This window comes from Microbacterium sp. 1.5R (assembly GCF_001889265.1).
Classification (GTDB): Bacteria; Actinomycetota; Actinomycetes; order Actinomycetales; family Microbacteriaceae; genus Microbacterium.
Genome location: NZ_CP018151.1, coordinates 171,030 through 187,866 on the forward strand (window position 1 = coordinate 171,030; position 16,837 = coordinate 187,866).

17 protein-coding genes are annotated in these 16,837 nt (G+C 69.0%); 11 read left to right on the forward strand and 6 right to left on the reverse strand.

The features are described 5' to 3' along the window. Window positions 1-201: 201 nt before the first annotated feature. The 4 genes from BMW26_RS00860 to BMW26_RS00875 are packed head-to-tail and all read left to right on the forward strand — an operon-like array spanning window position 202 to window position 4,509. Window positions 202-1,674: an APC family permease gene (locus tag BMW26_RS00860; RefSeq protein ID WP_053098388.1), complete on the forward strand. Its 1,473-nt coding sequence runs from the start codon at window positions 202-204 to the stop codon at window positions 1,672-1,674. 59 nt (window positions 1,675-1,733) lie between these two features. Beyond that, window positions 1,734-2,873: a tyramine oxidase subunit B gene (locus BMW26_RS00865; RefSeq protein WP_072590478.1), complete on the forward strand. Its 1,140-nt coding sequence runs from the start codon at window positions 1,734-1,736 to the stop codon at window positions 2,871-2,873. Continuing rightward, window positions 2,870-4,081: an N-methyl-L-tryptophan oxidase gene (gene solA / locus BMW26_RS00870; protein ID WP_072590479.1), complete on the forward strand. Its 1,212-nt coding sequence runs from the start codon at window positions 2,870-2,872 to the stop codon at window positions 4,079-4,081. Before BMW26_RS00865 ends, solA begins: the two co-directional genes overlap by 4 nt. 32 nt (window positions 4,082-4,113) lie before the next feature. Continuing rightward, window positions 4,114-4,509, forward strand: a complete 396-nt coding sequence (locus tag BMW26_RS00875) for a Rid family hydrolase (protein WP_198032360.1) — start codon at window positions 4,114-4,116, stop codon at window positions 4,507-4,509. Between the two features lie 52 nt (window positions 4,510-4,561). Here BMW26_RS00875 and BMW26_RS00880 read toward each other — a convergent pair whose 3' ends face one another. Next, a complete protein-coding gene (locus BMW26_RS00880; RefSeq protein ID WP_072590481.1) occupies window positions 4,562-5,515 on the reverse strand; it encodes a helix-turn-helix transcriptional regulator in 954 nt (317 codons plus the stop codon). Window positions 5,516-5,615: 100 nt separating this feature from the next. On the opposite strand from BMW26_RS00880, the gene BMW26_RS00885 reads away from it, so the two are divergent. Next, a complete protein-coding gene (locus BMW26_RS00885; protein ID WP_072590482.1) occupies window positions 5,616-6,077 on the forward strand; it encodes a VOC family protein in 462 nt (153 codons plus the stop codon). A gap of 106 nt (window positions 6,078-6,183) precedes the next feature. Here BMW26_RS00885 and BMW26_RS18015 read toward each other — a convergent pair whose 3' ends face one another. After that, a complete protein-coding gene (locus BMW26_RS18015; RefSeq protein WP_072590483.1) occupies window positions 6,184-7,677 on the reverse strand; it encodes a serine/threonine-protein kinase in 1,494 nt (497 codons plus the stop codon). A gap of 217 nt (window positions 7,678-7,894) precedes the next feature. Here BMW26_RS18015 and BMW26_RS00895 point away from each other — a divergent pair, with 217 nt between their 5' ends. The 3 genes from BMW26_RS00895 to BMW26_RS00905 all read left to right on the forward strand — a co-directional run bounded on the left by BMW26_RS00895 (window position 7,895) and on the right by BMW26_RS00905 (window position 10,242). Further along, a complete protein-coding gene (locus tag BMW26_RS00895) occupies window positions 7,895-8,122 on the forward strand; it encodes a DUF2188 domain-containing protein (RefSeq protein WP_053098394.1) in 228 nt (75 codons plus the stop codon). Window positions 8,123-8,128: 6 nt separating this feature from the next. Further along, on the forward strand, window positions 8,129-8,875 hold the full coding sequence (locus tag BMW26_RS00900) for a 3-keto-5-aminohexanoate cleavage protein (RefSeq protein ID WP_232224516.1): 747 nt from the start codon (window positions 8,129-8,131) through the stop codon (window positions 8,873-8,875). A gap of 182 nt (window positions 8,876-9,057) precedes the next feature. After that, window positions 9,058-10,242, forward strand: coding sequence for a MalY/PatB family protein (locus BMW26_RS00905; protein ID WP_072590485.1), 1,185 nt, complete (start codon window positions 9,058-9,060; stop codon window positions 10,240-10,242). Window positions 10,243-10,387: 145 nt separating this feature from the next. On the opposite strand, the gene BMW26_RS00910 is transcribed toward BMW26_RS00905, so the two are convergent. Beyond that, window positions 10,388-11,554 carry a MalY/PatB family protein gene (locus tag BMW26_RS00910; protein WP_072590486.1) on the reverse strand — a complete coding sequence of 389 codons (1,167 nt, stop codon included), beginning with the start codon at window positions 11,552-11,554 and terminating at the stop codon, window positions 10,388-10,390. 496 nt (window positions 11,555-12,050) lie between these two features. Here BMW26_RS00910 and gnd point away from each other — a divergent pair, with 496 nt between their 5' ends. The 3 genes from gnd (at window position 12,051) to BMW26_RS17520 (ending at window position 13,992) form a co-directional block, all read left to right on the forward strand. After that, entirely contained in the window at window positions 12,051-13,112 is a 1,062-nt protein-coding gene (gnd, locus tag BMW26_RS00915) for a phosphogluconate dehydrogenase (NAD(+)-dependent, decarboxylating) (protein ID WP_072590487.1), read from the forward strand. A gap of 197 nt (window positions 13,113-13,309) precedes the next feature. Beyond that, window positions 13,310-13,780 carry a GNAT family N-acetyltransferase gene (locus BMW26_RS00920; protein ID WP_072590488.1) on the forward strand — a complete coding sequence of 157 codons (471 nt, stop codon included), beginning with the start codon at window positions 13,310-13,312 and terminating at the stop codon, window positions 13,778-13,780. Between the two features lie 47 nt (window positions 13,781-13,827). Next, complete coding sequence (locus BMW26_RS17520; RefSeq protein WP_157534255.1) at window positions 13,828-13,992, forward strand: hypothetical protein; 165 nt, start codon at window positions 13,828-13,830, stop codon at window positions 13,990-13,992. A 102-nt stretch (window positions 13,993-14,094) separates the two neighbouring features. Here the strand turns inward: BMW26_RS17520 and BMW26_RS00925 are convergent, their stop codons facing one another. The 3 genes from BMW26_RS00925 to BMW26_RS00940 all read right to left on the reverse strand — a co-directional run bounded on the left by BMW26_RS00925 (window position 14,095) and on the right by BMW26_RS00940 (window position 16,739). Next, entirely contained in the window at window positions 14,095-15,060 is a 966-nt protein-coding gene (locus tag BMW26_RS00925) for a G5 domain-containing protein (RefSeq protein ID WP_082297942.1), read from the reverse strand. Window positions 15,061-15,244: 184 nt separating this feature from the next. Further along, entirely contained in the window at window positions 15,245-15,628 is a 384-nt protein-coding gene (locus tag BMW26_RS00935; RefSeq protein ID WP_072590489.1) for a VOC family protein, read from the reverse strand. A gap of 109 nt (window positions 15,629-15,737) precedes the next feature. After that, window positions 15,738-16,739, reverse strand: a complete 1,002-nt coding sequence (locus BMW26_RS00940; protein ID WP_072590490.1) for an Lrp/AsnC family transcriptional regulator — start codon at window positions 16,737-16,739, stop codon at window positions 15,738-15,740. Window positions 16,740-16,837 lie beyond the last annotated feature (98 nt).

The window sequence follows — 16,837 nt, forward strand, 5'->3', positions numbered from 1 at the left end:
TGATGGGAGGAGGCTACGAGCGGCCTGTTGCCGGAGCGCGTCTGCGATGTTTCACGCAGATGTCACCCGAATGAGACGGCCGGAGTTCGGGCGTCCCGTTCGCGGCGAACGCAGACGTCACTCCGGCGAGACGGGTGGGAAATCCCGCCGCGGCAGGGTGGGGGAACCGCTCCACTCCGCTTCTCTCAGAAGGGTTTGCACATGGTCCAGATTCAACCCAGCGCCACCGAGACCTCCCCGAAGAAGGTCCTGTCGGGATCGCTCGGTGCTACCGCGATCGTCTTCATGGTGGTCGCCGCCGCCTCGCCCCTGACTGTCATCGGCGGGTCCGCCCCACTCGGCATCCTGCTCGGCAACGGGGCGGGCTTCCCGGCGCTGTATGCGATCAGCGCCGTCGTTCTCGTGCTCTTCGCCGTCGGCGTCTCCGCGATGGCCAAGCACGTCCCCAACCCCGGGGCGTTCTTCACCTACGTCGGATACGGCCTCGGACGCTCGACCGGTCTCGCGTCCGCCTGGATCGCGATGCTCACGTATACGACGATCCAGGTGTCCGTGTACGGGTACATGGGCTACGTGCTGAGCTTCACTTTCGAGGGGTTCGGCATCACGCTCCCGTGGTGGCTGTACTCGATCGCCGTCGTCGCGCTCGTCGGGTTCCTCGGCTATCGCCACATCGATCTGTCCAGCAAAGTGCTCGGCGTCCTGCTCTGCGCCGAGGTCGGAATCGTCCTCCTTCTCGTAGCGGCGGTCGTGATCTCCGGCGGCCCTGAAGGTCTGAGCCTGGCTCCGTTCGAGCCGAAGAACGTCGCGAGCGGCTCCCCCGGCGTCGGCCTCATGATGGCGATCGCCGCCTTCATCGGGTTCGAGGCGACCGCCGTCTTCCGCAGCGAGGCGCGCGATCCCGACCGCACGATCCCCCGCGCCACCTATATGGCCGTGATCGGCGTCGGCGTGTTCTACACGCTCGCCTCATGGGGCCTCGTCATGGCGTGGGGTCCCTCGAACATCCTGGAGGAGGCCGCGGCCGACCCGGGAACGCTCATCCTCCGCACGATGTCGGCGTACCTCGGCGCCACCGGCGAGATCATCACGAACATCCTCCTCATCACCGCGATGTTCGCCTGCGTGCTGTCGTTCCACAACGTCGTCGCCCGTTACCAGTACTCCATGTCAGGCGCCGGCGTGCTGCCCGACCGGGTGGGCGCCGTGCACCCCCGGCACATGTCTCCGCACGTGTCCTCGCTCGTGCAGAGCATCACCGCGATCGTCCTCGTCGCGCTGTTCGCCGTTCTGCAGCTCGACCCGGTGCTGCAGGTGTTCACCTGGTTCGCCGGGGTCGCGACCGTGGCGATCGCCCTCCTGATGGCGGTCACCTCGATCGCGGTCATCGTCTACTTCGCGAGGACACGCAAGGACCGGAGGATCTGGAACACCGTGATCGCCCCCGTGCTCGGTTTCATCGGCCTGGTGCTCTCCGTGGTCATGATCGTCGTCTACTTCCCGATCATGGTCGGCGATGCGGATGCCACAGGCGCGCCCGTGTTCGGCGCGGTCAGCTGGAGTCTGCTCGGGCTGGTGATCGTCTTCCCCCTCATCGGGTACGCCCAGGCCGCGTGGATCAGAGCCCGCCGGCCCGCGGCATACGTCAAGCTCACCGACGCCATCGCCGGCTGAGGCGCACCATGAGCGCGACCGACACACTCTCCCCCACCCCCTCGACGAGAAGGACCGACATGCCCCTGCCCCACGTGGATTTCCTCTACCTCTCCGAAGCCGACATGATCGCGGCCGGAGTGACCGATATGCACCAGTGCGTCGACACCATGGAGGAGATGTTCGCACTGTTCGCCGCCGGCGACTACCGCATGACCGGTGAGAGCAACGACTCGCACGGCGCGATGATGACGTTCCCTGAGGCGTCGCCGTTCCCGAACATGCCGGTGCCCACTGAGGACCGACGGTTCATGGCGATGCCGGCGTACCTCGGCGGAGACTTCCAGACGACTGGCGTCAAGTGGTACGGATCCAACATCGCCAACCGCGAGAAGGGTCTGCCGCGGTCGATCCTCATGTTCACGCTCAACGACACCGACACCGGGGCGCCACTCGCGTTCATGTCGGCGAACCTGCTGTCGGCATACCGGACCGGCGCCGTGCCGGGGGTCGGTGCGCGGCACTTCGCCCGCAAGGACTCGCGCGTCGCGGGGATCGCCGGGCCCGGCGTCATGGCACGTACGGTGCTCCTGGCCTTCATGGATGCGTGCCCGCTGATCGACACGCTGAAGGTCAAGGGGCGAGGGGCGGAGAGCCTCGCGCGCTTCCAGGAGTGGGTGCGCGAGGAGTTCCCGACGATCACCACGATCGAAGTCGTCGACTCGATCGAAGACGTCGTCCGGGGCAGCGACCTGGTGAGCTTCTGCACCACGGGCACCGGTGCCGGCGGCTCGGAGAGCTACCCCACGATCCAGCGGGAGTGGATCACGCCGGGGGCGTTCTTCGCGATGCCGTCCCTGTGCAACACCGACGACTCGCTGCTGGACAGCGACATCACGAAGGTCGTCGATGCGTACGGGTTGTACGAGACCTGGTACGAGGAGTTCCCGAAGCCGTCGTTCGAGTACATTCCGATGGTCGGGCAGAGGTGGATGGATCTCGTGAAGGCCGGGGAGCTCTCACGTGACGAGCTCGTCGACATCGGCGATGTCGTCTCCGGAAAGCGGCCCGGTCGGCAGAGCGACGACGAGATCGTCATCATGTCGGTCGGCGGGATGCCGGTGGAGGACGTCGCGTGGGGGACGAAGGTGTATCGCAACGCCCTTGAGCGCGGCATCGGCCAGAAGCTGAACCTGTGGACCGAGCCGGCTCTCGCATGAGTGCGGCAGAGGTCATCCGGACCGTCGACGTCGCGGTGGTGGGTGCAGGCTCCATGGGATCGATGGCGCTGTGGCACCTCGCGAGATCGACGGGGATGTCCGTGCTGGGCATCGAGCAGTACGGACCGGCGCACGGCCACGCGGCATTCGCCGGCGAGTCGCGTCTGTTCCGTGCGGCGAACAAGGAGGGCGCGCTCTACACGGCCGCTGCTCTCGAGGCCAGGGCGCTGTGGACCGAGCTGGAGCGTGAGACCGGCCGCCAGCTGCTGCTGAAGACCGGCGTCCTCGCGATCGCGCCGGAGGGTCATCCCTTCCTCGAGTCCACGCAGCGGTCGATCGTGGAGGGCGATCTGCCGCACCGGTTCCTCGATGCCGCAGAGCTCCGCCGGGAGTATCCGCAGTTCACCGTCGAGGACGGCGACATCGGGATCATGGACCTGCTGGGCGGCGGCTTGCGCTCGGAGCTGGCGGTGGCGACCGCGCAGCGGGCCGCGATCAGGCGCGGGGCGGAGATCCTGTACAACACTCCGGTGCTCGGCATCGATGAGCACGAGAGCGGTGTCGTGATCTCGACATCCGAGGGGATCGTCCACGCGCAGAAGGTGATCGTGACGACCGGTGCGTGGACGACGAGGATCGTGCCGGAGGTGCGCGATCTGGTGAGCGCCATCGCCATACCGCTCACGTGGTTCATGCCGGAGGACATCAGCCAGTTCACCCCGGACCGCTTCCCATGCTGGATGCGGGACCTGGACGGCGACCATGCCTTCGGCGTCCCCACACTCGACGGCTACTCGGTCAAGATCGCCCCCACGACCCGCATCGACACGATCGAGGACCCCGACACAGATCCCCGCGATCTGTCGCGTGAGCAACTGCGGAGATGCACGGCGATCGCCACCCGGATGTTCCCCGGCATCCTTCCCGAGGTGGTCCGGTCGTCCATCCACCCGGAATCGGCGACGGCCGATCATGTCCCGATCCTCGACGTCTCCGAGTCGGGCCGGACCATCATCGGAGCCGGATTCTCCGGCAACGGCTTCAAGTTCTCGCCCGCCTACGGGCGAGTGTTGGCGCAACTCGCCGAGAGCGGGTCGAGCGCGCTGCAGCACCCCCTGTTCACGCTCGGTCACCACCGGCGTCGTGCTCAGGCGCGCGCCGACGATCTTGTCCTCGCAGACGACTATCCGGTCCTCCAGGGCCACTGACACGAAAGACGGAACCGTTGATAATCACCAGCGTGAAGAGCGGCAGCAAGTTCGAGACCCTCGCAAGCTATTCGCGGGCCGTCGCGATCGGCGACTGGATCTTCGTCTCGAACACCGCCGGCATCGATTACGAGACCAGGACCCTGCCGGACACGGCGGCAGAGCAGCTGCGTCTCGCGATCGCCACCGTCGCGCGGGCGCTCGCCGCCGTGGATTCATCGCTCTCCGATGTCGTCCGGATCCAGGTCTTCGTTCCGGATGCGTCCGATCAGAACGAGACGATCGAAGTGCTCGGCGAGGAGTTCCGCGGCATCGACCCGGCACTCACCATGACGCGCAGCCCGCTCGCGGGCGAGTACAAGGCCGAGATCGAGGTGACCGCGCACCGCGGGGCGGGGGCGGCGAGGCGCACGCAGATCGATCTGTGAGCACTCGGCGACTCGGAGTGCGGGGTCTCGGATACGGTCAGGCCTGACCCGGTCAGCGGGCCTCGCCCGCGCCGGACAGGCGTCGCGAGAGGGCGGTCGCGGCGTCCGCCAGCGCGGGCGGTCCGACGACGCGGAACGGCGCGTCGAAGCGGGCGATCGACGCGAGGATGCCGACCCACGACCACGATCCGAGGGTCACGCGGCACGAGGTCTCGTCGATCGGCTCGACGGTGCCGTCGCGGCCGATCCAGTGCGCCACCTCGCGGGCGGGCAGATCGAGCACGAGCTCTCCGATGCACGGCCAGTGGTCTGCGGCATCCGATCCCTTCGCCCGAGCTGCGAGGTAGGTCTGGGCGTCGGCGGCGGGCAGCTCGCGTGGCGTGAAAGCGGGGCCGGTCGGGATGCGCGGTGTCATCCGGTCGAGTCGGAAGGTGCGCCAGTCATCGGCCTCGAGGTCCCAGGCGAGCAGGTACCAGCGGCCCTCCCGGGCGACGACCGCGTGGGGCTCGGTGCGCCGCGCCGGGCGGTCATGGTTCTCTCCGTAATCGAAGCGCAGCACGTGGTGGTCTCGCACCGCACCGCTGACGGCTTCGAGCACCGCCGGATCCACGCGCGTCTCGTTCTCGACCCCGGCGAAGCGGATGCCGTCGACCCGGTGCCGCAGGCGCGACGGCATCACCTGGCGCACGGTGGCCAGCGCACGAGCCGCGCCCTCGTCGATGTCGATCCCCGTGGCCGGCACGCTCTGCAGCGCGACGGCGATCGCGACGGCCTGCTCGTCGTCGAAGAGCAGCGGCGGCAGCTCGGAACCGGCGGCGAGGCGGTATCCGCCGTCGGGGCCCTTGATCGCGCTGATGCGGTAGCCGAGCTCGCGCAGTCGGTCGACGTCTCGTCGCACCGTGCGGGGTGTGACGTCGAGGCGGTCGGCGAGCACCTGCCCCGGCCAATCGCGAGCCGTCTGCAGCAGGGACAGCAGGGCGAGCATGCGAGAGGAGCTGCCGGTCATGACTCCATTGTGCTCGGAGTAGAGGACCGAAACTGACCTCTTCTGCTGTGAGTGTTGGTCTCACCGGCATCCGCCGCCCACACAGATCCGAGGAGATCCCATGACCATCGCGACCACCACCCACCTGAACTTCCGCGGCACCGCGCACCAGGCGCTCGACTTCTACCAGTCCGTCTTCGGCGGCGAGGTCACGCGGGCGACCTATGCGGATTTCGGCATGCCGGCGGGAGTTCCCGGTGCCGACAAGATCGTGTTCGGTCAGGTCGAGAACGCCGACGGCTTCCGGCTGATGGCATACGACATCCCCGGCGCCGACGACGCTGACGCCACCGCGGGAACCACCTCGAGGCAGAACGGGACGACCGTCACCGACCGCACGTTCTTCCAGTCGCTGCGCGCCGATTCGCTCGACGAGCTCACCGGGTACTGGGACGCCCTCGCGGACGGCGCCTCGATCGTCGAGCCGCTGGCCGCATCGGCGTGGTCACCCGGATTCGGCATGCTGACCGACCGATTCGGCGTCACCTGGGTGCTCGACGTGCGCGCCGCCTACGCGGGCTGAGGCGGTCGCCGTTCATGACTCAGGAAGATTCGCGCTCGATCGGGCCGGAACCAGCGGTCTCGGCGCGATCGGCCGCGTTCTTCCGGAGTTGCGGACCGCGACGCGCCTAGCCCTTGTCCGGCTTGCCCTTGTCGCCCTTGCCGGAGTTCCCGTTGTTCCCGGAGTTCCCGGAGTTCCCGGAGTTCCCGGAGTTGCCGGAGTTGCCCGAGTTCCCGGAGTTCCCGTTGTTGCTCGGGTCCACGGGCTCTGTGACCACCTCGACGGGCGCTGCGGGGGTGTCGATGGGGGAGGTCTCCGCCGGGGTCGACGCCGTGCGGGCGACGACGCCTGAGGCGGTGCGTCCCAACTCGGATGCCGGTGGCGCGCTGAACGCCGCGATGCCGGTGACGATCGCACCGGCGGCAAGAAGCCCCGCGGCGCCGGCGATCACGCGGGCGCGGGTGCGTGTGCCGGGGCGGGTGCGGTCACGGGTCCGCAAGCGGGGTGCGGGATCCGTGACCTCGGTCGCAGGGATCACAGCGGTCGCTCCGGTCGGCGCGGAACCAGCGTCGAGGGCCGACGACTCCGCGTCGACGCTCGCGGATGAGGCGGCGGATGCGGGACGCGGCTGAATTCCCGCGCCCGCGTCTGGCGCGGCGGCGACGGCATCCGATTCCGCGCCCGCCACCCCCGGTGTCGCGTCGACCGCCGGCTCCGTGCCGGCCGATGCGACGATGGCCGCAGCCGCCGCGGCGACGGCGGTGCCGTTGCTGTTCGCGGCGTAGTCGCGCAGCAGAGCCCGGGCGGCGCGCGCCACCTCGACGGCGGTCGGGCGTTCCTCGGGCTCGAGCCGTGTCATGCGGGTGAGGAGGTCGCGCCACTCGTCGGGAACCGTGTCGGAGATGGTCGGCGGGTTGAGCAGGCGAGCGACCGCCGCCGCGCGCCCGGAAGCGAGGGAGGGGTAGCCGGGGTATCCGCTGAGCGCCTCGAGAGCGACGAGTCCGAGCGAGAAGATGTCGACCGGGGTTCCGGGGTCGGCGTCGCGCAGCTGCTCCGGCGCCATATACGTGAGTGTGCCGAGCACGATCCCCGGCGTCGTGAGGCGGGTGTCCTCGATGGAGCAGGCGATGCCGAAGTCCGCAAGTTTCGCCGCGACCGGGCGGCCTGAGCGGGCGTGCGCGAGCAGCACGTTCGACGGTTTGATGTCGCGATGCACGATGCCAGCCGCGTGCACGGCGGTGAGTCCCTCGGCGAGATCGCGGACGATGCGGGCCACGTCGCGCGGCGTCATCGGGCTTTCGGCCATGCGCGCGCCGAGGGTGGGCCCGTCGACGAACTCCATCACCAGGTACTGCGGACGACCGGGCACGAGCTGCGCGTCGTACAGCGTCACGAGCGACGGGTGGCTCAGCGAGGCGAGCAGCGCCTTCTCGGTATGCGCGCGCTCGATCGAGGCGACCGGACCGTCGCTCTCGTGGATCATCTTGATCGCGACGATGCGTCCGAGGTGGGTGTCCTCGGCGCGGTACACGGTCGCCATGCCGCCTCGTCCGACGCGGTCGTGCAGTACGTACCGTCCGTCGAGCAGTGCCGCCGTCGGCGACATCACTTCCAGCGTCATCACTTGCTCCTTGCAGATGCACCCGGGTCATGCATCGTTCGACATAACCACGGCTGACGGGAGTGCGTCATCGGGGTTGACGTATGGACGAAGAAGTGGATGCGGTCGATGATTCGCGTGCTCTCGCGCCGGGCGAGCGCGTGCGCGGAGGCTGTCAAGGCCCTCCTCGAGCGTCGGCGGCCTCGGGTAGAAAAGAGTCAGATCGAAAGGATGTGGCATGGCCGCAGGTGACATCGAGACGTTCCAGCGAGACGGGATCTGGTTCAACCGCATCGAGGGCGAATCCCGCACTCTGGGGTCCAGCTTCGAGACCGAGGCCGAGGCGGTTCGAGTTGGTCGGGGTGCCGCGACGGCACGTCAGGTCAAGCACACCGTGCGTGTTGAAGAGGGGCCTTCGGGCACGGGCAACCTCTACGACTGGCACCCGCGCGATCTCATGAACTGAGGGCCGGTGACCGGCAACGACAGACACGGGCGGATGCTGTTGCAGGCGTGCCTCAACGGTGCGCGACCCGCAGCGCAGCATCCTGCCCTCACCGCCGACACGACCCTCGCCGGCGCCGACGCCGCGCGTGCCGTCGCGGCGGGTGCCCGCGAGATCCACGTGCACCCGAAGGATGCCGCGGGCGACGACAGTCTGCGTGCCGCCGATGTCGACCGGTGGGTGAGAGCACTGCGCTCGGCGTGCCCTGGCGTGCAGGTCGGGGTGACGACCGGTGCATGGATCGAGCCCGATGTCGGGGAGCGCCTCGCGGCGATCCGCGAATGGAGCGTCGTGCCCGACTTCGCTTCGGTGAACTGGCACGAAGCCGGTGCTGACGAGGTCGCGGCGCTGCTCGTGAGCCGCGGTATCCGCGTGGAGGCGGGCATCTGGGATGCCACCGGACTCGACGCCTGGCAGCGCTCGCCCGTTCACGACGACACGCTGCGGGTGCTGGTCGAGCTGCCTGACGAGGCGGCGGATGTCGTGCGGCGGCACGCCGAGGGGCTGATCGCGCACGTGCGCCTCGACGACCCGGAGATTCCGATCCTGCTGCACGGCGAGCAGCGGTCCGCCTGGCCGGCGTTCACCCTGGCGGTCGAGCTGGGCCTCGATTCGCGCATCGGCCTCGAAGACACCCTGCAGCTGCCCGATGGACGGACGGCACCCGACAACGCGGCCCTGGTGCGAGCGGCTGTGGCTTTCATCAACGCCTGAGTCGGGGTCCGGGGTCGGCTCGCCCTGCAGCCTCATCGTCACCCGCCGTCATGCGACTCGCGACCGATCCGCCGCTTCCTTAGGGTGGAAGCTCCCGCTGAGAAGGAGTACGCGTGTCCGAGATCCAGACCCGCCGCGCCGGTGCCGTTCGATGTCGGCTCGTGGGCTGAGGGACGTCTGCCATGACCGACCACCGCGCGCCCGCTGACCCGCACCCGTTCGACTCCCGCACGAGGCTCGACCTCGACCGGCCCGAAAGCCGCAAGTGGAGCCTGCACCCCGGCCACATCGGCGCGTGGGTGGCGGAGATGGACTTCGGCGTCGCGCCGGTGATCGCCGACGCCATGCACCGGGCGATCGACGAGGAGAACCTCGGATACCTGTCGCCGCCGCTCGCCGCCCGACTCGGCGACGCGACGTCCGAGTGGATGCGCAGCGAATACGGCTGGGCCGTCGATCCGGAACGCGTGCATCCGGTCTCCGACGTGATGGCGGCCCTGAGAGTTGCGGTCGAGGAGTATGCCCCCGCCGGATCGCCCGTGATCGTGCCGACTCCCGCATATATGCCGTTCCTGACATACCTGCCGACCGTCGGGCATCCGGTGATCGAGATCCCCGGCGTCGACATCGACGGACGCTGGCACCACGACCTGCAGCGCATCGACGAGGCGTTCGCCGCCGGTGCCCGTACGCTCGTGCTCTGCAACCCGCACAACCCCACCGGCACGGTCGTGGACCGCTCCGAGCTCGAGGCGCTCGCGGAGATCGTCGAACGCCACGGCGGACGGGTGTTCGCGGACGAGATCCATGCGCCGCTGCGCTTCGACGGGAGACCGTTCATCCCCTATGCGTCGGTGTCCGAGGCGACCGCCGCCCACACGGTCACCGGCACCAGCGCGTCGAAGGCGTGGAACATCCCCGGCCTCAAGACCGCGCAACTGATCACCTCGAACGACGCCGACCAGGAGCTGTACCGCCGCTTCGGGTTCTCGGTGCAGCACGGTGCAGCGACGCTCGGTGTCGTGGCGTCGACGGCGGCATATTGGGAGGGCAAGCCGTGGCTCGACGGCGTGCTCGGGTATCTCTCGGAGTCGCGCCGCCTTGTCGGCGACCTCATCACGGAGCACCTGCCCGGCGCGGTGTATCGCGAGCCTGAGGCGACCTACATCGGATGGATCGACACGACGGCGCTCGAGATCCCCGGCCCGCCGGCCGCGTACTTCCGCGAGGAGGCCGGCGTCGTGCTGACCGAGGGCGCGCTGCTCGGACGGGGATACGAGAACTTCGTGCGGATCGTGTTCGCGACGCCTCGCCCGGTCCTGCGAGAGGCCTTCGCGGCGATGGGGGATGCCGTTCGCGCTCGGTGATGCGTCGTTCGTCGCACCGTGAGGGCAGGTGCGGGGTCAGTTCCGCATCTCCTGGCGGGTGCGTGGTCAAAAACGCACCGGAAACGCTGAGTTCCGATGCGTTATTGACCCCGCACGCGCCGGGGGCCGGCGGGCCGAAGGCGGCTCAACCTCGGTCGCGCAGCGCCGAAGCGATCCGTTCGACCGCTTCGACCAGCACCGGACGGGGCATCGCGAAGACGAAGCGCGTGTACCCGATCGCGGCCACACCGCATGCGGCGCCATCCGTCATCGCGACTCCGGCGTGCTCGCGGAACCACTCGCCGAGATCGCCCGTCAGCCCGGTCTCGCGGAAGTCGAGCAGGGCGATGTAGCTGCCCTCCGGCACGACCATCCGCACGCCGGGGAGCTTCTCGTCGACGAGCTGCGCCAGCGTCCGCCGGTTGCCGTCGAGGTAGTCGACCACGTCGTCGAGCCATTCGCGCCCGCCGGTGTAGGCGGCGATGTTCGCGATGACGCCGAGCGTCGATGTGCCGTGTCCGGCCCAGAATCCCAGGCTCTCCCAGAGCTCGGCGTCGGCGTCGTTCGAGAGGATGATCTGCGCGCACTTGAGGCCCGCGAGGTTCCACGCCTTCGAGGCGGAGGTCGCGGTGAGGGTGTGGGCTGCGGCGGCATCCGACACCGAGGCGTAGGGGATGTGACGGGCCGGAGAGTAGACGACGGGCGCGTGGATCTCATCGGCGAACACGCGTCCGCCGGCATCCGTCACGACCGACGCGATGGCGAGCAGCTCGTCGCGGGTCGCGACTGTGCCGAGCGGATTGTGCGGGTTGCAGAGCACCAGCATCTCGCCGCCGTCGCGGAAGGCCTGGGCGACGGCATCCAGGTCCATGACCCAGCGTCCGTCGACCTCGATGCTCGGTACCTCGATGACCCGACGGTCGCGCATCGGCGGCACCAGCAGGAACGGCATGTATGCAGGAGTCGGCACGATCACGGCCGAACCCGGACTGGTGAAGTGCTCGATCGCCAGCTCGAACGCGGCGATCACATCGGGCACGTGGTGCACGCGCTCGGCGGGGATCTCCCACCCGTACGAGTCGGAGTACCAGCGCGCCGTGGCCGCCGAGAGGTCCTTCGCGAGCTTCTCGGGCAGGTACCCGGTCACGCCGAGGTCGAGGGCATCCTTCACCGCGCTGGTGATAGCGGGGGCGAGGCCGAAGTCCATCTCGGCGACGAACGCGCCGATCGTGTCGGGGAAGGCCGTCCATTTGACGCTGCCCGCAGCGCGCAGGTCGTCTTGCGTGATCTGGTCGAACGCGGGGGAAGTCATGTCTCAATCCTTCCACCCGTCGGCGACACCGGGCTCGCGCGCGGCTCCGGATGCTGGGAGCGGGCACCGTCCCGTGTGCGCAACTGACCCCGCACGGAGTCGAGCCGCGTGCGGGGTCACTTCGGCATCCGAAATCGCCGTTTCGGGTGCGCAACTGACCCCGCACGGAGTCGAGCCACGTGCGGGGTCACTTCGGCATCCGAAATCGCCGTTTCGGGTGCGCAACTGGCCCCGCATGGAGTCGTGCCGCGTGCGGGGTCACTTCGGCATCCGAAATCGCCGTTTCGGGTGCGCAACTGGCCCCGCATGGAGTCGTGCCGCGTGCGGGGTCACTTCGGCATCCGAAATCGCTGTTTCGGGTGCGCAACTGGCCCCGCACGACCCCGCGCACCCCCCGCACGACCCCACGCCACCCCGCAACACCATTGAGCGTCATCAGTACCCGTGCCAGGATTGCCCCGACTCGGCCCACCGGGGCTGAGACGAAGGGATTCTCATGCAGCTGGCGATGATCGGACTCGGCCGGATGGGCGCCAACATCGTGCGCCGCCTCATGCGGGCGGGGCACGAATGCGTGGTCTATGACGTCAACACGGATGCCGTGCAGGCGCTGGTCGCCGAGGGAGCCACCGGCGCCGACAGCATGGCCGACCTGGTGTCGAAGCTCGAGGCGCCGCGGGCCGTGTGGATGATGGTGCCCGCATCGCTCACGGGCATGGTGGCCGATCAGGCGGCGGAGGTGCTCGATGAGGGCGACATCCTGATCGACGGCGGCAACTCGAACTACCGCGACGACGTCCGCCGGGCGAAGGCTTTCCGCGAGCGCGGCATCCACTATGTCGATGTCGGCACGAGCGGTGGGGTGTTCGGACTCGACCGCGGATACTGCCTGATGGTCGGCGGACCCGATGAGGCCGTGCAGCGCATCGAGCCGGTGCTGCGCACGATCGCTCCGGGTGTCGGCGAGATCGAGCGCACGCCGGGCCGCACCGGAGACCTCACCCCCGAGGAGCAGGGCTACCTGCACTGCGGACCGTCGGGTGCGGGGCACTTCGTGAAGATGGTGCACAACGGCATCGAATACGGCATCATGGCGTCGATCGCCGAGGGGCTGAACCTGCTGCACAACGCGGATGCCGGGGTGCGCGAGGCCGAGCACTCGGCGGAGATCGCTCCGCTGGAAGAGCCGGAGTTCTACCAGTTCCCGATCGACACGTCGAAGGTCGCCGAGCTGTGGCGCCGGGGGTCGGTGATCTCGTCGTGGCTGCTCGATCTGACCGCTGCCGCGCTCGCCGAGAATCCGCACCTCGACGGTCTGGCCGGCCGGGTCTCCGATTCGGGCGAGGGCCGCTGGACGGTCAAGGCCGCCGTCGATGTCGGCGTGCCCGTGCCGGTGCTCGCGGCGTCGCTGTTCGAGCGCTTCGCCTCACGCGATGAAGACAAGTTCGCCAACCAGGTGCTGTCGGCGATGCGTCTGCAGTTCGGCGGGCACCAGGAACTGCCGGCCGGAGACGTGCTCGAGGCTGGATCGCGCAAGGCGGATTCCGACAGTGCCTGATCGCGTTCTCGCGGATCATCGAGCGGGGCCGACGCAGGTTCACGTTCACAACTCCGGAAGAAGCGGGTGCGTCCGCCGACTCGGCCCCGGAATCCCGGGGAACCGATGCGTCGGCCCGCTCGCTCCTCCGGAGTTGTGAACCGGCGGAACCGCCGCATCCGCCAGAGACGAAGCCCTCGACCCCAGAAAGGCATCCGATGACCGCCGCCACACGTCGAGCCACCCCGCACGACGCCGCCCGTCTCGCCGAACTCCTGCACGCCTTCAACACGGAGTTCGACACCGAGACTCCGGGGGTCGAGGTGCTCGCCGAGCGGTTGCGCACGCTGCTGGGCGGAACCTCCACTTTCGCAGTGCTCGGCGGTGATCCTGCGGTCGGTCTCGCGCTCGTGACCCTGCGTCCGAATGTGTGGTCGGAGGGGCCGGTCGCGCTGCTCGATGAGATGTACGTCGAGCCCGCGCGCCGCGGTGGTGGTGTCGGCGGCGCGGTCCTCCGGCACATGGTCGAGATCTGCCGGGAACTCGGCGTCGCGGCGATCGAGATCAACGTCGATGAATCGGATGCCGCGGCGATGCGCTTCTACGAACGGCACGGATTCAATGGCGTCGACCCCGATTCCGGCGAGCGGGCGCTCTACTTCTATCGGTCGCTGGAAGTCGGGGACTAGCTGCCGGGACTAGAGGCGCCGCGCACCCCGGTGACTATCCTGACGCCATGGATCCTTTCCTCACCATCGTCCTCTTCTACGTCGCCGGGTTCCTGATCGGCATCCTGATCCTGTGGCTCGTGATCTACACGGCCGTGCGGTCGGCCTTGACGTCTCATCGTCAGGCGCTGGCGGAAGAGGGACGACCGGCGCAGCGCTACTCCGGGCGCTGAGGAATGGTCTCTGTCATGACCCTCTCGGGGTCGGACGCGGCAGGGCTCGACCGCGAGATCCTCGAGGCCTGGGCTGAGGCCTTCGGCCCGGTGGACTAGCGCTCAGTCGCAGGCGATGCCGTCTCCGTCGCGGTCGAGGTCGTAGATGTCCGAGCCGACGACCTGCACGGGGCCCTGCACATATCCGGGTCCGTCTCCGCTGCCGCCGGCGCAATCGACGTCGCTAGAGATCGGGACACACGCTCCCGTGTAGTTCGAGTCGCACCCTCCGCCACCCTGCTGCACGAGCGGCACGGGGGCGGGAGCGGGTGCCGGAGCCGCGACCGGTGCCGGCGCTTTGCTTCCGATCGCCGTGACCTCGTTCACCGGCTGCACGGAGATCGCCTCGCTGACAACCTCGCGCGACACCTCGACGCCGTCGATCAGAGTCAGGCGATAGGTGATCACCTTCACGCCGTTCACGCCCGCGGCGACGAGCGCCGTGGCGCCCTGGTCGAGCTGCGGGTCGTCGACCGTGGTCGCCGTGAACGGCACGGGCACCTCTTCGGTCGCGGTCTCGAACGTCGTCGGCGTGGGAGTGGGCGTCGGCGTCGGCGCCGACGTCGTCACCGCGGCGAAGGTCTGAGGTTCGGATGCCGTCGGGGCGGTGCCGCTGCTGGCACTCGCGATTCCGCCGCCGGTGACGAGCAGAGCGGCCAGGCCGAGGGCGATCACGCCCGACATCCGCGATCGGAGTCCCAGAGCCGGGAGGGGGCGCGCGATCATGACATAGAGAGCGATGCCGACGACGGCGGTGGCGACGAGCAGGATCGCGATCGGCGACAGGCGGGCGAGCACGCCGCCGACGACGAGTGCGGCGACGATGATCCCGGCAGTGCGCCAACCGGTCTTGCGCTTCGCGGGTGCGGGTGCGGGTGCGGATGCCGGCGCGGTGGCGGACGCGATCTGCGTCGTCGCGACAGCCGCCGGGGACGGAGCGGTCGAGGCGGTCCATCGATGGCCGTCCCACCAGCGCAGCTGATGCGGATTCTCCGGATCGGGATGCCAGGCGGCAGGCGGCTGTGACATGAGAGTTCCCCCCGACGATGAGGCGACGAATCGCCGGCGCCCCCAGAGCGCCTCGACCTGTATATCGGTTCAGATCGCCGGGCGGCAACAGCCGAATCTGAAACGTGACAATGGCCTGTCCGGGTAGGGCGCCGAGCAGCAACGGCACACAGGGGTTGGTCGCATCACAGCTCGAGAAGCCGTGTCACGCCGTCGGGCGCTCCCAGCCCACCCAGTCCGGCCGGTCCACGACGCAGAACCGGTTCCCCTCGGGGTCCTCCATGATCACGTAGTCGGCATCGTCCGGCAGGTTGTCCCAGTGCACCTCCCGAGCGCCGAGCTCGGTGAGGCGGTGCACCTCGGCATCCTGATCCTCGGCATAGATGTCGAGGTGGATGCGCGGAGGCAGCACCCGCTCGGAGTGGTGAGCGTCGAGGGCGATGCAGGGAGCGTCGGCATCGCGCGGCTTGAGCACGACCCAGTCATCGGCTGCCGGGTCTCGCTCGACATAGTCGAGGGCCGCCTGCCAGAAGCGGGACTGCGCCGGGAGGTCGTTCACGCGGATCACGATCGACACGATCTTCAACATGCGGGTCAGGTTAAGGCCCGCGGCGGCGCCCGCGGAGGGGATTGACCAGGGCCTGGTGCCCGTGGTGCCGACCTGGCTCGCGAGCCTCTGCAGACCAGGCCAGGTGCGCTCAGATGGTCAGCGGCACGACCTCGCCCGACGCCCTCCCGTCGGCATGCAGCAGGTGCCCGAGGTGCTTCGTCGTCCGCAGCACGACAGACCGGTCGGCGATGCTGACGCCGGGCAGGCGCTCCTCGATGATCGCCTCCATGCGTCCGACGTCCTGCAAGGTGCGCAGCCAGACGGCCATGATCACGTTGTACTCGCCGACCGTGTTCGCGACGAGGCGCACTTCTTCGATCCGCCCGAGCTGTGCGCCGATGCGCGACGCCATCGCCGCCGGCACCCGCAGGAAGTACCACGCGTAGATCGGCCAGGGCGTGTAGCGGCGGGCGACGTCGACGCGGATCGCCAGCCGACCGGATTCGCGCATCTCGGCGATAGCGTCGCGCACGCGCCGCGGAGCCATCCCCAGTCGCGAGGCGAGCTCGGTGATCCCGACGCGGCCGTCGTAGGCGAGCTCGGCGGCGATGGCGTTCCGCTGGTCGACCGACATGCGCACGGATGCCGCGGGCGCGCGTCGTTCCAGGCCTTCGATCTGCGTCACCTCCTGTGTCGTGAGCGCGCGGAGACGCCAACCCCGCGCGTCGCGGACCGTCTCCGACACGAGGTGGGTGCGCATGGAGCGGACGCCGGAGACCCCGCGGATGCGTTCCAGCGTCCACACGGCGAGCGCCTCGGCATCCGGCACCGCGAGCGTGACGAAGATGTCGCGCCCTCCCGCGGTGAGGTCGATCGTGAACGCCTCGGGGTCCTGTCCGAGGGTCTCGGCGACGGCGAGCGTCTCGCCTGGACTGCACTCGATCTCGATCAGCACGAGCGTCGACGGCGCCGCTGAGCCGTATGCCGTGACGTAGACGATCCCCTGGTCGACGAGCCGTGTCCACCGGCGCGAGAGGGTGACCGGGTCGGCGCCGACGATCGGGGCGAGGGCGCTCCAGCTCGCGCGTGGGCTGACCTGCACGGCGTGGATCAGTCGCTGATCGAGGTCGTCCAGTCCGATTTCCTGCATTCGCTACACCTCTGCATCCGATTTCAGGCACCTGACCGCGATCGTACAGCCCCGTTCCTAGAGTCGCTGCAACCCGATCCGCTCTTGCTCCACCCGAT

Excerpts from the sequence above, each read along its gene's own strand:
- BMW26_RS00860 (WP_053098388.1), top strand. The coding sequence starts at position 202 with ATGGTCCAGATTCAACCCAGCGCCACCGAGACCTCCCCGAAGAAGGTC.
- BMW26_RS00865 (WP_072590478.1), top strand. The coding sequence starts at position 1,734 with ATGCCCCTGCCCCACGTGGATTTCCTCTACCTCTCCGAAGCCGACATG.
- solA (WP_072590479.1), top strand. The coding sequence starts at position 2,870 with ATGAGTGCGGCAGAGGTCATCCGGACCGTCGACGTCGCGGTGGTGGGT.
- BMW26_RS00880 (WP_072590481.1), bottom strand. The coding sequence starts at position 5,515 with ATGACCGGCAGCTCCTCTCGCATGCTCGCCCTGCTGTCCCTGCTGCAG.
- BMW26_RS00885 (WP_072590482.1), top strand. The coding sequence starts at position 5,616 with ATGACCATCGCGACCACCACCCACCTGAACTTCCGCGGCACCGCGCAC.
- BMW26_RS18015 (WP_072590483.1), bottom strand. The coding sequence starts at position 7,677 with ATGACGCTGGAAGTGATGTCGCCGACGGCGGCACTGCTCGACGGACGG.
- BMW26_RS00895 (WP_053098394.1), top strand. The coding sequence starts at position 7,895 with ATGGCCGCAGGTGACATCGAGACGTTCCAGCGAGACGGGATCTGGTTC.
- BMW26_RS00905 (WP_072590485.1), top strand. The coding sequence starts at position 9,058 with ATGACCGACCACCGCGCGCCCGCTGACCCGCACCCGTTCGACTCCCGC.
- BMW26_RS00910 (WP_072590486.1), bottom strand. The coding sequence starts at position 11,554 with ATGACTTCCCCCGCGTTCGACCAGATCACGCAAGACGACCTGCGCGCT.
- gnd (WP_072590487.1), top strand. The coding sequence starts at position 12,051 with ATGCAGCTGGCGATGATCGGACTCGGCCGGATGGGCGCCAACATCGTG.
- BMW26_RS00920 (WP_072590488.1), top strand. The coding sequence starts at position 13,310 with ATGACCGCCGCCACACGTCGAGCCACCCCGCACGACGCCGCCCGTCTC.
- BMW26_RS17520 (WP_157534255.1), top strand. The coding sequence starts at position 13,828 with ATGGATCCTTTCCTCACCATCGTCCTCTTCTACGTCGCCGGGTTCCTG.
- BMW26_RS00925 (WP_082297942.1), bottom strand. The coding sequence starts at position 15,060 with ATGTCACAGCCGCCTGCCGCCTGGCATCCCGATCCGGAGAATCCGCAT.
- BMW26_RS00935 (WP_072590489.1), bottom strand. The coding sequence starts at position 15,628 with ATGTTGAAGATCGTGTCGATCGTGATCCGCGTGAACGACCTCCCGGCG.
- BMW26_RS00940 (WP_072590490.1), bottom strand. The coding sequence starts at position 16,739 with ATGCAGGAAATCGGACTGGACGACCTCGATCAGCGACTGATCCACGCC.